Raw genomic sequence first — 13300 nt, forward strand, 5'->3', positions numbered from 1 at the left:
ACGAGCAGGTCGCCGCGGTGGTGAAGCGGACGCTGGAGAGCAGGCCCAAGAACGCCACGCACTGGTCGACGAGGGCGATGGCCAAGGAGATGGGCCTGTCGCAGTCGAGCGTGTCGCGGATCTGGCGGGCGTTCGGCCTGCAGCCGCACCGCTCGGAGACCTTCAAGCTGTCGACGGACCCGTACTTCGTCGACAAGGTCCACGACGTCGTCGGCCTGTATCTGGACCCGCCCGAGCGGGCTTTGGTGTTCTGCGTCGACGAGAAGTCGCAGATCCAGGCACTGGACCGCTCCCAGCCAGTGCTGCCGATGATGCCGGGTGTCCCGCAGCGGGTCACCCACGACTACGTGCGGGCGGGCACCACCACACTGTTCGCCGCACTGGAGGTGGCCACCGGCAAGGTGATCGGCTCTCTGCACCGCCTGCACCGGGCCGAGGAGTTCAAGAAGTTCCTCATCAAGCTCGACCAGGAGGTCCCGCAGGGACTGGACGTCCACCTGGTGCTCGACAACTACGCCACCCACAAAACACCGGCCGTCAAGACCTGGCTGCTGGCCCACCCCCGCTTTCACCTGCACTTCACACCCACCGGATCGTCATGGCTGAACCTGGTGGAACGCTGGTTCGCCGAGCTGACCAACAAGCAGATACGACGAGGCGTCCACCGATCCGTGCAAGCCCTGGAGAAAGACATCCGCACCTGGATCGCCGCATGGAACACCGACCCCAAGCCCTACGTCTGGACGAAGACCGCAGACGAGATCCTCGAACGCCTCGCCAGCAATCTGAACAGAATTCCTGACTCAGAAGACTAGGGCCTGTTTCGAAAGTCGATCTTGGCATGAAATGATCACGGTCCGTGGCGCGTGGAGACCTGACGGATGCACAGTGGGCCCGCCTGAAGCCGTTGCTGCCGAAGGGCAAGAAGCAGGGGCGGCCACCGGTTTGGGCCAAGCGGCAGCTGATCGACGGCATACGCTGGCGGACCCGAACGGGGACGCCATAGCGGGACGTCCCAGAGCGGTACGGACCGTGGGGTCGGGTGTACGACTTGTTCCGCCGCTGGCAGCGCGACGGCACTTGGAAGCGGATCTTCACCGCGCTGCAGGCCCGGGCAGATGTCAACCACCTGATCACCTGGGACGTCAGCGTGGACTCCACGGTGTGCCGGGCGCACCAGCACGCGGCCGGGGCACGGAAAAGGGGGATCTGCAGGTCGAGCCGCCCGGCGGAGTCGACACCGAGCCGGACGATCACGGGCTCGGACGCTCGCGCGGAGGCCTGTCCACCAAGCTGCACCTGGCCGTCGAGCAGGGCCAGAAGCCGATGTCGATCGTGATCACGGCCGGACAGCGCGGAGACTCCCCACACTTCGAGTCCGTCCTGGAGAAGATCCGCGTGCCCCGCACCGGGCCGGGCAGACCGCGCACCCGACCTGACCTGGTCCGGGCTGACAAGGCATACGCCTCCCGCAAGAACCGCGCCTACGTGCGCAGACGCGGGATCCGCTGCACGATTCCAGAGAAGACCGACCAGGTCCGCAACCGCAAGAAGCTCGGCTCCCGCGGCGGTCGCCCACCGAAGTTCGACAAGACCGACTACCGCGAGCGGCACGCCGTCGAATGCGGGATCAACCGCCTCAAGAGGCACCGCTCGGCGGCCACCCGCTACGAGAAACTCGCCGTCCGCTACGAAGCAACGGTCCTCGTTGCCGCCATCAACGAGTGGCTGTGACCAGCATGTTCGATACACCTCCTGCTCAGAGAGTCACAGCAGTCGGCCCCCTGAGACTGCCCGGACGCAGGCTATGTACTCTTCGCGATCGAATACAAAGCTGAGAGGTTCCGAGAACCAGTCGACCGGCTCACCGATGTGCCGGGGAAGGGGCCGCTGCGGCGGGAATTCGGTGTTGTTCAAGCCAAACCGCCGCCATCGGACAACGTCATTATCTGCAATGACCTCAACGATGACGCACGTGCATGCGAAGTCGTAGTCATCGGGACATAGCAGGAGTGGCAGTTCACATGCCGGCTTCTGAAGCATGGTACGACTCCGCACGTACTCGAACCCTGCCTGGCTCTCAACATCGGCACCCCACCAGTGCAGCCACGCCGGAACCAGACCGTCGAGGTCCGGCTCGTGGAGGCGGGTAGCAAGGAGCGTGTCCAATCGCTGACCATTGACGAACACATGTGCAAATTCGGCGCCGAACAGAACGACGCGGCCAGGCAGGATCCGATCCATAGCTGTCCCATTCCTCAAGGAAGGTCACGAAGAGACTAGCAACAGCCAACCCCCGCACTCATCTCCGTTTTTTGACCTCGCCAGTGAGCCTGACCAGCACTTCCGGAACAGGCCCTAGATCGTTTCCCCTGCCGGTGGGGAATGCGGGGTCGGTTTGAGAGCGTCAGGTACCGATCCCCTGTGGATAGCTGAAGAAGTCGCTCGGATCGTACTGCCGCTTCACCCTGACCAGCCGATCGTGGTTCGCACCGTAGTAAGCCCGCCGCCAGTCCTTCAGCGTCGGATCCGGGAAATTCTGATACGCCTGCGCAGGAGGCGTGTTACCGAAAATGTCCTCGTAGAACTCACGGAGCCAGCGCAGATCAGCGGTCTCGACGTGGGGCGGATCGTAGTCCGCCCAGGAGGTCTCGGCAGCGAAGATGAACACGGCGTTTCGGTGCACGAACGCGGTCGCGTCCGGCGGCACCTGGTCCAGCAGTTGCTCGGCGGCGGCACCGACCTGCTTGTCGGTCAGAAGCGTCCGGGAAGTGAGAACCGCCGACTTGGTGGCGAACTGATCCACCGGCGTGGTCGCGCTCAGCAGCACGCTCGCCTGACCGGGAGTGACCTCGCGGACGGACGCGCTGTTGCGGGCGCGCTCCTCGGCCGTGCCGATCGCGAGCAGCGGAGCCAGAATGGCGCGCAACTCCTCGAGGGGGCCGTAGTACTGGCCGATGGCGTTGGCGTTGGCGTTGGCGCGGATCTCGTCCCTGGCAAGCCCGTGGGTCCCGATGCCGACGCGAAGGTGGAACCGCTTGTCGTCCAGGGCGTCCACGGCGACCCGCTGCGCGGTGGCAATCACCGGCACCACGGAGACCAGGCTCCAGCGCACCATGCGCCACATCAACCGTCTGGGCCTGAGCGCGGCCACCGGCCTGGCCACCCCCTCTACTGCGCCCCCCTGACGGCGGTGGCGACGCAGACCACCTCCCTCGATTTCCCCCTCCCGGACCCAGCCAGGGAGACGAACTCATCGTCGCGGGAAACGTCCTGCAAAACAGCACCACGGTGGGCACGTACGACGAGACCTGCACGACGACCCGTACCGGCACCAACGATTTGAGCACGGTGCAGTGCGTGGCCACCCTCACGCTTCCCAAGGGGAAGCTCACCGCGCAGGGAGTCATCCCCATCACCAGTACCGGCCCCGGCGACATCACCCTGGCCATCACGGGAGGCACTGGTGACTACCGCACCGCACGGGGCTACGTCCAGGCCGTGAACACGAGCTCCACCGAGACTCAGGTCACCCTCCACCTCATCCGCCGACTGCCTCCGCACGCGGCCGCCACGTTCCCGCTCCCGTTCCCATGGCGTCGGAGGGATCCTCACCACGACCGTGATACTAATACCGGTATAAGTATTGGGTCGACGTGTTGCCAGGAGTCAGACACATGGTGGAGATCAAGACCGATGCCGCATTGGACGCGATGCGGGAAGCCGGACGTGTGGTGGCCCGCGCCCTGGCCGCAGTCCGAGAAGCAGCCGGCGTGGGGGTGTCCCTGCAGGAACTGGACGAAGCGGCCCGCTCGGTTCTGGACGAGGCCGGAGCCGGCTCCCCATTCCTCGGATACCGGCCGTCCTTCGCCCCGGTCCCCTTCCCGGCCGTGATCTGCACGTCCGTCAACGACGCCGTGTCGCACGGCATCCCCACCGGCTACCGGCTGCGCGACGGCGACCTGGTGAGCATCGACTGCGGCGCCCAGCTCGACGGCTGGACCGGCGACGCGGCCATCACCTTCACCGTCGGAACACCGCGTCCCGGCGACCTCGATCTGATCGACGCCACCCGGCAAGCCCTCGACGCCGGCATTGCCGCCGCCCAGGTGGGAAGTCGCCTCGGTGACATCTCCCACGCCATCGACACCGTCGCCCGCAAGGCGGGCTGCGGCATGCCCGCCGACTTCGGCGGCCACGGCATCGGCCGCCGCATGCACGAAGACCCCCATGTCCCCAACCGCGGCCGCCCCGGCCGTGGCTTCCCCCTCCGCCACGGCCTGGTCCTCGCCATCGAACCCATGCTCATGGCAGGCGGGCAGAACACCTACCGCACCGATATCGACGGCTGGACCCTGCGCACGACCGACGGCAGCAGGGCCGCCCACATCGAGCACACCGTCGCCATCACCGACCAGGGCCCCCGCATCCTGACCCTGCCCTGACGTTCTCCCAGACGCTGCCGGATCCGGGACCGGACCATCAACCGCGACAAGGCGGCGGTGGACACGCCGCACCCGTCCAACTGCTCAACGTGCAAACGGGCGAAGGCACTTCTAGAGTTGCTGTGCCTCGGCACGGCACGGCAATCGGGCTTCGTACGCCGAGGCCGCATCCGGGAGGAGACATCACCATGCTGCGTTTCCGACGCCCTCGACGCTTACGTACACCCCACGGCGCGGTCATCGCGGGGCTCCTCGCCTGCCTGGCACTCTTCCTCGCGCAGGGCACGGCCACCGCGTCGGCCACGGCCGAACCGTGGTCGGCGTCGTACGGCCCAGCCTCCACGGCGGGCACGTGGTGGTACCAATACGTGGACGGATCGTCGCCGGACAGGTGGGACGTAGTCTTCGACGGTCAACTGACCAACACCGACAGCGAGTGCTACTCCACCTGGTTCGCGGTGGTGTACGACATGAGCCCGCCGGTCTACACGAAGGCCGGCACTCGGTGCGGTGCGGGGTCGGTGCCGGTGCACTACAGCTTCCCGAGCTACGGCTGGAGTTGGACAACCAACGTGTACGTGACCGTCTGCAAGGGAACCACGACTCACACCGACTGCGCGCCCCTGAAGTGGATTTCCACGGTCTGGACCTGATCACGTGCGGACGCCCGGTCCGGATACCGGACGATGACGTAGGTGACCGCCGCGATGCTGCCGTGTATGCGATGCGACGACCAGTAGGCGTGGCTCACCACGGTGGCGACAGCGTCCCGTCGGGTTCAAGTCCGTACCACCAGGGCCCCTTGCCCATGAACGCTTTCCCTCCGGGTCGGACGATGGGCTCGCGGCCTGCCTCGTCGAGCACTCTGTGGTACGCGATGTCAAAGTCGTCGTAGGGTCTGCTCTGCATCCGTGAAGTGGCCAGGGCGAAGAGAGCCCGGGGGTCACCAGCGTCAGCGGCCAGCCGAGCAAAGCGTTCTGCGCCTTCCTTGTCGCCGGCTGCCTCGCGCATCCGGGTCACATCCAGCAGGCCTCGGAGATCTCCGGCCTCGGCCGCGCGTACGGCGAAGGCCTCGGCCCCTTCCCTGTCGCCTCGCCGTTCCCGGATGTACGCCAGAGTTGCCAGCGCCTCCGCATGGCCCGTGTCCGCCGCGCACCGGGCCAGCCTTTCAGCGCCTTCCATGTCGCCGACGTCCTGCCGCATCCACGCCAAGTTGAGTAGCGCGAAGGGCTCGCCGATCTGCTGGGCGAGGAGTTCGGCGCCCTGGTCTTCTCCAGCCTCCATACGCAGTTGGATGACTGAGACGAACGCGCGGTTGTCACCCCTCTCTGCGGCCTGCCGGGCCACGACCTCGGCGTCAGGCCATCGGCGGGCTTTCCCCCACATCTGGGCGAGGAAGACCAAGGCATCAGACTCTCCTGCCTCAAAGGCCCGCCGATAGGCGGTCTCGGCACCGTCGAGATCCCCTGCGGCATCACGCAGCCGCGCCAGATCGAGCAGCGCCTGGGTGTCGCCGAGATCTGCCGCCTGTTCGGCAAGGAATTCGGCGTCCGCCAGGCGTCCCTTCTTCGCTCGTACCTGGGCCAGGTAGGCCAGAGCGTGGCTGTCGCCCGCGGCAGCGGCGATGCGGCAGGTCTCTTCAGCTCCGTCTTCGTCGCCGGCCTCCGATCGCTTCCGGGTGAGGTAGACCAACGCCCGAGTATTGCCGGCGTCGGCCGCCTGGCGGGCCAGCCGATCAGCCTCGCCCCGGTCTCCGGCGTTCTCGCGTATCCGGGTGAGGGCACACAACGCCTCGGTGTCGCCGGCTGCGGCTGCCTGCCGGTATGCCGCTTCGGCACCGTTGAGTTCTCCGGATTCTTCTCGTCTGCGCGCCAGGGAGAGCAGAACCTGGCAGTCGGAGGCGTCCAGGGCCAGCTGTGCGAGTGCTTCTGCCTTCATCCGGTCCCCGCCCGCTTCCCGTATCCAGGCGAGGTCACGAAGAGAGCGGGTGTCACCGAACTCGGCAGCCTGCCGGGCGAGTGATTCGGCGCCATCCCCGTCGCCGGCCGCTTCCCGTATGCGGGCAAGGTCGCGAAGAGCCCGGGTGTCACCGAACTCGGCAGCCTGCCGATAGGCGGCATCGGCTGCGACGCTGTGCCCTGCGGCATACCGTTTCCTGGCCAGGTGGAGCAGGGGACGGGTGTCGCCGCCGTCGGCAGCCTGCCGGGCGAACGCTTCGGCAGCGCCCGGCTCTCCCGTCTCCTCGCGCTGAAGGGTCAGGTGAAGAAGAGCCTGTGAGCTGCCGGCCTCGGCTGCCTGCCGGTATGCCGCTTCCGCGCCGTCGGTGTCTCCGGCTGCATCTCGCCTCCTGGCCAGGGCGAGCAGGGCCCGTGCGTCACCGGTGTTGGCGGCTTTGAGCCACAGATGATGGGCCCATTGCATGCGGTAGCGCGCGTCAGCCGCGGCCGCCAGGTTGGCCATGTCGTCGGAGCGGGCGAGGTGAGTATGAGCTGCCTGCCAGAAGGAAGCAGGGGGGCACAGTAGGCGCCGGGTTTCGCGTCCGTGCTGTTCGAGGTAGTCCGCCAGCCGGTACAGGGTGCCTGTGACCGGCCAGGATTCCGGGCTGGGGGCGGAGCTGCCGGGCGGTCGGCGTGGAGGGCGGGGGTTGGCGCGGCGTAGAGCTGCTTGCTTGCCGTGGACAGGGCGGGCGAGCTCGGCGTAGGCCTGCTCGGCCCAGTCCTCGGCAAGCAGGTCGTAGTCGTGGTCGCTCAGGTAGTCGGTGGCGGCATCCGTGAGGAAGGCCTGGGGCAGGGCAAGTCCGACACCGAGGCGCCGAGCGTCCATCGCCGCTTCGAGCATGCCCCGGGCGGGCGGGGTTGCGGTGTGATAGCGGGTCAGAAGTTCAGGCGCGCCGGCCAGGTCCTGGGCGAGGCGCCCGTGATCGCGGGCGCGGGTGAGTGCGTCGGCCAAGAGCTGGTCGCCGCCTTCTGCCAGAGCGGCCGCGGCTTCAAGAGCCTGGGTACTGAAGGTGTCAGGCACGGTGATGGTGCGGCCGGCGAGAAGTTCTCTCGTCCGGCTGTGCGGGTCGGGTTCGCCGGGGTTGGGCACTTCGAAGTACTGGTGGGCGTACTCGGGCCACAGCGTGCCCAGCACCAGCACCGGTCCCCGTTCCGGGCGAGTGAGCAGGTCGTGGAGCTGAGCTGCGACATGCTCCCCTGTCCGGGGATCCCCCAGGTAGTGCTGGGCTTCGTTCAACCACACCACGGTCTTGGCACCTACGCGGTGCAGACCTTCAAGCGCGGCTTGGGCTCGCGTGGGGTCGAAGGGGTGCCACAGCTGCCAACCGTGATCGGCGAGGGGTCGCACAGCCTCCCAACAAGCTCTCGTCTTACCGGTCGACGACGCGCCGACCAGGATCACCGCCCGACTGCGTCCCTCGGCGGCGTCGTGCGCGGCTTCAGCCAGGAGACGATCATGCTCGCGGGGCACATAGCCGGGGAGCTCACGACGAACCGCAACGCGTGCCCCGTCAGCGCTGGTTGCCGTAGCAACGCCCGCGGGATGCACTTCCAGATCGTGCGGATCCCACTGTCCGATGGGCCGTCCCGGTCGTACGCCGCCATCGGCACCGGAGTGTGGCGATTGCTCCCCCATGACGACCATAGTGGCCCATGCTGGGGACGCTGCACAGGGACAACAGAAGGTCCGGTGACGGGGGGCAACGTGGACAGCGAAACCGCGACGGCACTGATCGCTGCGGGAGCAGCGGTCGGCGGCGGTTTGGTGACCGGGTGGTTCACCTTCCTGGCGGCCAAACACCAGGTTCGGGGGGCGTTGGACGCCGCGGCCCGCCAGGCGGATGCGGCCTGGGCGGCCGGGCAGCGTCAGGCGGACGCTGCATGGGAGGCAGGCCGACAGCAGGCAGCTGCCGCCTGGGAGGCGGGCAGACTCCAGGCCGACGCCCAGCTCAGCGTGGCCGGCCAGACCCTGAACGCGCAGGCACTCGCCGCGCAACGCGAAGTCCGACGCGCTGCCTACGTCACCTTTCTGGGCCGCGCCGACACTGCACGCCATCTGCGGAATGCCTGGCAGAGCGCGCTGGGCACGGCGGACGCAACGCCCCGCCGGCGGGAATACAACACAGCGATGGCAGCAACCCTGGAAGCGCTCAACGTGGTTCGCCTCGAAGGCCCCGACGCGGTGACGGTCGCCGCTGAAGCCTTGCATCGCGCCCTTGATGCCGGCTCCGCAGCCCCTGACGCCCAAGCCGCGCACAGCGCCTTCCTTACTGCCGCACGCACTGCGCTGACCGCGTCACCCTAATGGCGCGCCTTTCCGACCTGGAACTCCTAACAGAATGGCATCGTCCCGGGCGACATCGCGTGGCGTGGATGTCCGCCCGAGGGATGGGAATCGGGCAGGTTCTCGGTCACAGTGGACGTACTCGGTCGAGGGGAAGCCGTGGCGGGGGAAGGAAGACCGATGACGGAACCCGGTCTGTTCGAGCTGGAAGCCGTCGTGGTGGGGCAGCCGAAGCGTTCACGGTGGCGCAGATACCTGGGCCCCGCCATGGCCGTGTCCACAGTGAAGGGGACCCCGCTCGCCTGGGTCACGTACACCGACGACACGTACGCCGTCCTCACGGAGACGTCCGGCGAGTTCATCGTCCGTATCGAGCAGTTCGGGCCGGTGGAGTTCCGCTTCACCGACGCCGCTGACCGGGAGGTCGGCACCGCCGGTGCCCGTGGACTCATCAAGACCCAGCAGCTGGGCCTCCAGACGGAGCAGGGACGCCAACTCCTCCTCACGCGGCCGGGTCTCCTCTACGCCGAATGGCATCTCACGGAGACCGATCCGGAAGGGCGCCCGGCGGCGGAGATTCTCGGCCGGGTCACGGTGAGCACCATCGACTCGTGGATCGGGTTGCAGCAGTACGTTGTCGAAATGGACCCTCGCCTGGACGCCTCCGAACGGCGGACCGTCGTCGCCTCGGTCATCTGTCTGCACCGGCTCCGCCGGCCTCCGGGTGGCAGCACCGCGCCGGCGTGAGAGGGACCCTGGTGCTGTGCCACGGTCGGCTCACCGGGTCGCGTCGGGGGTCAGCGCGGGTTGCCGGAGGAAGCAGTAGCGCGAAGCTGACGGCCTCGATCAAGGGCATGAGCTGGGTGACGTCATTGCGCTTTCTCGCTCCTTCGCATGCACCGGTCGACAACCTGACGGACCGGCACATTCCAAGGCCATGAAGGCCTTCCATCGGACGCGTAGGCGTCGAAAGCCATGCAGCCAGTCGAGATTGCACGGCGGCGGCACTAATGTCGCCGCCGTGAGACTCCCCTCAGGGCGTCCGGAGGTCAGGAGCCGGAGCGCGCGACCGACTCGAGCAAGGCGCGGGTCCGGTTGGGCATCGCCTGCCAGAGTGATACGGCGGTGCTTGAGCGGACCACCCCGTCGATGCGGAGGATGGTCTGGTTGATGCGGTGCAGATCCGCCGTGTCCCGCGCGACGACCTTGGCGAGCAGATCGGCCTCGCCGGTGGTCGCGTGGACCTCGATCACCTCCGGAATGTTCTCGAGCAGGCTCGTCGCGCTGGCCCCCTCGCTCTGGCTGATCGCGAGCGACACGAACGCGACAAGGGTGTAGCCCATGGACGCCGGTGACACGCGCTGGCTGAAGCCGAGGAGCAGGCCGGCGCGCTCCATCCGCTGAAGACGTGCGTACACGGTGTTACGGGACACCCCGAGAACCTTCGCCAACTGCAAGATCGTCGCGCTCGGGTGATCGTCGAGGGCCAGCAGGATTCGGGCATCAAGCGGGTCAATCGTCGTCACGCTTGTCATTCTGCCCTGAATTCATCATTTGATTACGCATCCGTCCCACTCCAAAGCCCAGAGCTTGTGAATCCATCCGGTTCGCTTCGAGCATGGTCGCCATGACCGATCCAGCCACGCCCACGGCGCCGCCCATGCCCCGCGATGCCGTGTCCGTGCTGCCGCCCCACGCCGGAGACGAGCAGTGACCGGTATGAGTACTACCGCCATCGGCCGGACGAAGCACGGTCTGCTCGAGGACGTTCTGGGGATCTTCACCGGAACCTTCATCGCATCGCTCGGACTCTTCCTCCTGCGGACCAGCGGCACCGTCACAGGCGGCACCGCCGGCCTCGCACTCCTGCTCAGCTACGCGGTCGATGTTCCGTTCGGGGCGATCTTCCTCGCGGTCAACCTGCCCTTCTTCGCACTCGCTGTCCGGAAGAAGGGGTGGGATTTCACGATCCGCACCGCACTGTCGGTCGGCCTCGTCTCCCTGATGGCCTCTCTCCACCCCGCCGAGATCACCCAGATCGACATCGACCCGGTCTATGCCGCGCTCGTCGGCAACCTGCTCGCCGGCGTGGGCCTCCTCGTCCTGTTCCGGCACCGGTCCAGCCTCGGCGGCTTCAACATCCTCGCCCTGATCATGCAGGAGCGCTTCGGTCTGCGCGCCGGATACGTCCAGATGATCCTCGACGTCATCGTCGTGGCCGCGTCCCTCGCGGTCGTCTCCCCCCTCAAGGTCCTCCTCTCCGCCGCCGGCGCCATCGTCCTCAACATCGTCCTCGCCCTCAACCACCGGCCGGGGCGCTACACCGGGTCATGACATCGGTCTCTTGTGCAGGTCGGTGGGGGATTCCGCACAGGGCCTGCCGGTCAGGAACCCGCGGTCGCCCCGCCACCAGCTTCGGTGCCGGGACCGGCAGCAACGGCTCAACCAACAGCCAGAGTCCGTCCGAAACGACCCACGGTCGAGCGTTCCTCTTCCCCACGAACGGTCCATCGAGCATCCGAGCCGGCAGTCACACCGTCAACGACTTCTGTCAGGACCGCTTACACGCGGTCGTAGACGAGCAGCCCGTTCGTCACGCAGCCGGGCACCCGCCGTTGGACGGTGCTCGGTGAGCCGGCCGTCGTGGGCCAGGTGCAACACACGGGTGTGGCGCGCGAGGACGGCGAAGTCGGCGATGATGCGCCGGTGGCAGCGCCACCACACGGTCTCGGCGCACATCACGGCGGTACGGACGTCGGCCGCCTGCCGCAGCAACTCGTCCATGGCCGCCAGGAACTCCGGGTGGCGGGTGTAGCCCGCATATCCCCGGAAGGAGGCGTTCTCCCAGAAAACGACAGGGGAGTTGGGGCCACTTTCCGAAAGCCGCCCAGCCGCTGTTCCCACCGGTAGTCGATCCCCTCCCCCGGCAGCCACCGCCGCAGACGCCCCGCGTCCGGGTTGTGGCGGCTGCCGGGCGCGGTCCGTACATCGACGACGGCCTGCACAGCGGTGCCGTGCAGCAGCGTGGCCAGTTGTTCGTGTCCCGCGGTGCCGTGCCCGAACGTCAGCAACGCCTCCGGGCCCGTGTCCGGCGACTTACGGTGCATCATGGCGCGGTTCAGGTTGCGCGGTTGGTGGCCGCCGAGGCGACGAGGGGGAGCTCCTCATGGCTGTGTCCGACGGCCTGATGGTAGCCGCGATGTGCAAGCCAGGCCGGTCATGAGCCCGATCCCGTTCTCGGCGGGCCCCGGGATCGGCAGGACCCGGGAGACCCAGCCTCACTGCTTCTTGGCCAGCCATTCGGCCAGGACGGCGGCTTGGCTGTGGTCCACGTCCCGGGTGGCGGTCAGCAGCGTGAGCCTGTCGTGCGCGGCGATGTCCCGCAGATGCTCCGCGGCCTGCCGGTGTCCGGCATCGCGCAGCTCCGCCAGATAGCGGCGGCGGAACTCGGTGAAACGGCTGGGCTCGTGGCCGTACCACTTGCGCAGATCGCTGGACGGGGCCACCTCGCGCAGCCACTCGTCCAGGTGAGCTCTCTCCTTGCGCATACCCCGCGGCCAGAGTCGATCGACCAGGACACGCTTGCCGTCGGCAGGAGAGCTCTCTTCGTAGACTCGCCGGTAGGTGATCTGCTTGACCATGACGGCACCCTCCGAACCGGATCGGCCGCCCCGGCCCGGAACCGGTGGACGGCTCGCGCTGCATACGGGTGTGTCTGCTGTGACCAGTCTATCGGCGACCCCCCGCACGAGCCGATCGGACAGCACCGGGCGCATCTTCACCGGCGCCCCGTCCGGCGACGCACTGTACGCCACCCTGTACGACATCGGGCCGGCTTCCCAGCCCACCGCCACCCGCCGCGGCGACGGACCGGAACTGTACGGGGCGCGGATCTCGCAAGAGGCGATTGGCCGCCGCGGTCGATGGTGTCGACAGGCGAGGCCGGGCCGGGTTGCCCAGGTACGGCGTGCCCGGTCTGCATGGGCAGTGTCACGACCGGAGCGCCTCGCACACCCATCCCTCGGGGGTCTGCCCCGCTTCGAGCAGCTCTCGCAGTTCGGCCTTGGCCTCCACGGTCAGCGCCTGCTCGGTCTGCGGGTAGAGGATCTGCTCCTCTTTCATGTTGTGGGCCTCCAGTTGTTCCTGGAGGTCGCGCAGAAGGTCCGCGGCGGATGCCGGAACGGCCCCGTCGCGTAGTTCGCCGTCGAGCGCGTCCAGGATCTCCCACATCTGCCCGTGCTCACGCACCATCACGAACACGGGCATGACCAGACCTGCCGCCCGCAATGGCGGGAAGAGGAACTCCTCCTCCAGGTAGATGTGCCGGCGCAAGGCCGCCACCGCGCGGGCGAGCGGCTGCGGGTCGGGCTCGCCACCGGTGAGCGTGGCGGCGAAGGTCTCGATGCCCTCATCGATCTCGCGATGCTCACGCTCCAGCGCCTCGGCCACTGTCTCGACGCCCATCAAGTTCTCCTGTCCATGGGCCGTCCCACTCCGGTGCGATCGGCCGTGCCTCGACTTCAATTGACACCAACTCTGTTGTTCACAAAGCAGCGTTGGTCGTACGACAGCGC

General features: G+C 67.6%; 12 protein-coding genes and 4 pseudogenes. 9 read left to right on the top strand and 7 right to left on the bottom strand.

Annotation, left to right across the window (positions count from 1 at the left end; all coding sequences use genetic code 11):
* Positions 1 to 815 (top strand): IS630 family transposase (locus ACZ4EG_RS23095; RefSeq protein WP_467791886.1); only part of this gene is annotated, 815 nt, incomplete at its 5' end.
* Between the two features lie 44 nt (positions 816 to 859).
* Positions 860 to 1734 (top strand): annotated as a pseudogene (locus tag ACZ4EG_RS23100) (IS5 family transposase).
* Positions 1735 to 1767: 33 nt separating this feature from the next.
* Here ACZ4EG_RS23100 and ACZ4EG_RS23105 read toward each other — a convergent pair.
* Together ACZ4EG_RS23105 and ACZ4EG_RS23110 are read right to left on the bottom strand one after the other, a co-directional pair.
* The gene (locus ACZ4EG_RS23105) at positions 1768 to 2244 is read right to left on the bottom strand and encodes a hypothetical protein (RefSeq protein ID WP_467791887.1); all 477 of its coding nucleotides are present in this window, start codon (positions 2242 to 2244) and stop codon (positions 1768 to 1770) included.
* Positions 2245 to 2407: 163 nt separating this feature from the next.
* Positions 2408 to 3118, bottom strand: coding sequence for a BBE domain-containing protein (locus tag ACZ4EG_RS23110; protein WP_467791888.1), 711 nt, complete (start codon positions 3116 to 3118; stop codon positions 2408 to 2410).
* Positions 3119 to 3273: 155 nt separating this feature from the next.
* Between ACZ4EG_RS23110 and ACZ4EG_RS23115 the strand changes: the two are divergent.
* From ACZ4EG_RS23115 to ACZ4EG_RS23125, 3 genes and pseudogenes are all read left to right on the top strand, one after another.
* A pseudogene (locus tag ACZ4EG_RS23115) lies at positions 3274 to 3471 on the top strand (allene oxide cyclase barrel-like domain-containing protein); the annotation flags it as partial.
* Positions 3472 to 3677: 206 nt separating this feature from the next.
* The gene (map, locus tag ACZ4EG_RS23120) at positions 3678 to 4445 is read left to right on the top strand and encodes a type I methionyl aminopeptidase (protein ID WP_453549341.1); all 768 of its coding nucleotides are present in this window, start codon (positions 3678 to 3680) and stop codon (positions 4443 to 4445) included.
* Positions 4446 to 4633: 188 nt separating this feature from the next.
* Positions 4634 to 5098 (top strand): hypothetical protein, encoded by a 465-nt coding sequence (locus ACZ4EG_RS23125; protein WP_453549338.1) that lies wholly within the window; start codon positions 4634 to 4636, stop codon positions 5096 to 5098.
* Positions 5099 to 5192: 94 nt separating this feature from the next.
* On the opposite strand, the gene ACZ4EG_RS23130 is transcribed toward ACZ4EG_RS23125, so the two are convergent.
* A complete protein-coding gene (locus ACZ4EG_RS23130; RefSeq protein ID WP_467791889.1) occupies positions 5193 to 8078 on the bottom strand; it encodes a tetratricopeptide repeat protein in 2886 nt (961 codons plus the stop codon).
* 69 nt (positions 8079 to 8147) lie between these two features.
* Between ACZ4EG_RS23130 and ACZ4EG_RS23135 the strand changes: the two genes are divergently transcribed.
* A complete protein-coding gene (locus tag ACZ4EG_RS23135; protein WP_467791890.1) occupies positions 8148 to 8747 on the top strand; it encodes a hypothetical protein in 600 nt (199 codons plus the stop codon).
* Between the two features lie 159 nt (positions 8748 to 8906).
* Positions 8907 to 9473: a hypothetical protein gene (locus tag ACZ4EG_RS23140; protein ID WP_467791891.1), complete on the top strand. Its 567-nt coding sequence runs from the start codon at positions 8907 to 8909 to the stop codon at positions 9471 to 9473.
* A 302-nt stretch (positions 9474 to 9775) separates the two neighbouring features.
* On the opposite strand, the gene ACZ4EG_RS23145 is transcribed toward ACZ4EG_RS23140, so the two are convergent.
* Positions 9776 to 10261, bottom strand: coding sequence for an Lrp/AsnC family transcriptional regulator (locus ACZ4EG_RS23145; RefSeq protein WP_467791892.1), 486 nt, complete (start codon positions 10259 to 10261; stop codon positions 9776 to 9778).
* Between the two features lie 184 nt (positions 10262 to 10445).
* On the opposite strand from ACZ4EG_RS23145, the gene ACZ4EG_RS23150 reads away from it, so the two are divergent.
* Entirely contained in the window at positions 10446 to 11060 is a 615-nt protein-coding gene (locus tag ACZ4EG_RS23150) for a YitT family protein (RefSeq protein ID WP_467791893.1), read from the top strand.
* Between the two features lie 227 nt (positions 11061 to 11287).
* On the opposite strand, the pseudogene ACZ4EG_RS23155 reads toward ACZ4EG_RS23150, so the two are convergent.
* Positions 11288 to 11836, bottom strand: a pseudogene (locus ACZ4EG_RS23155) (DUF488 domain-containing protein).
* Positions 11837 to 12004: 168 nt separating this feature from the next.
* The gene (locus ACZ4EG_RS23160) at positions 12005 to 12367 is read right to left on the bottom strand and encodes a DUF488 domain-containing protein (RefSeq protein WP_467791894.1); all 363 of its coding nucleotides are present in this window, start codon (positions 12365 to 12367) and stop codon (positions 12005 to 12007) included.
* Between the two features lie 121 nt (positions 12368 to 12488).
* Between ACZ4EG_RS23160 and ACZ4EG_RS23165 the strand changes: the two are divergent.
* A pseudogene (locus ACZ4EG_RS23165) lies at positions 12489 to 12623 on the top strand (uracil-DNA glycosylase); the annotation flags it as partial.
* A gap of 93 nt (positions 12624 to 12716) precedes the next feature.
* Here the strand turns inward: ACZ4EG_RS23165 and ACZ4EG_RS23170 are convergent.
* A complete protein-coding gene (locus ACZ4EG_RS23170; RefSeq protein ID WP_467791895.1) occupies positions 12717 to 13190 on the bottom strand; it encodes a hemerythrin domain-containing protein in 474 nt (157 codons plus the stop codon).
* Positions 13191 to 13300: the final 110 nt, after the last annotated feature.

Source organism: Streptomyces sp. NPDC025638 (genome assembly GCF_055558775.1).

Coding starts and splice junctions, on each gene's coding strand:
- ACZ4EG_RS23105 (WP_467791887.1), bottom strand. CDS start 2,244: ATGGATCGGATCCTGCCTGGCCGCGTCGTTCTGTTCGGCGCCGAATTT.
- ACZ4EG_RS23110 (WP_467791888.1), bottom strand. CDS start 3,118: ATGGTGCGCTGGAGCCTGGTCTCCGTGGTGCCGGTGATTGCCACCGCG.
- map (WP_453549341.1), top strand. CDS start 3,678: ATGGTGGAGATCAAGACCGATGCCGCATTGGACGCGATGCGGGAAGCC.
- ACZ4EG_RS23125 (WP_453549338.1), top strand. CDS start 4,634: ATGCTGCGTTTCCGACGCCCTCGACGCTTACGTACACCCCACGGCGCG.
- ACZ4EG_RS23130 (WP_467791889.1), bottom strand. CDS start 8,078: ATGGGGGAGCAATCGCCACACTCCGGTGCCGATGGCGGCGTACGACCG.
- ACZ4EG_RS23140 (WP_467791891.1), top strand. CDS start 8,907: ATGACGGAACCCGGTCTGTTCGAGCTGGAAGCCGTCGTGGTGGGGCAG.
- ACZ4EG_RS23145 (WP_467791892.1), bottom strand. CDS start 10,261: ATGACAAGCGTGACGACGATTGACCCGCTTGATGCCCGAATCCTGCTG.
- ACZ4EG_RS23150 (WP_467791893.1), top strand. CDS start 10,446: ATGAGTACTACCGCCATCGGCCGGACGAAGCACGGTCTGCTCGAGGAC.
- ACZ4EG_RS23160 (WP_467791894.1), bottom strand. CDS start 12,367: ATGGTCAAGCAGATCACCTACCGGCGAGTCTACGAAGAGAGCTCTCCT.
- ACZ4EG_RS23170 (WP_467791895.1), bottom strand. CDS start 13,190: ATGGGCGTCGAGACAGTGGCCGAGGCGCTGGAGCGTGAGCATCGCGAG.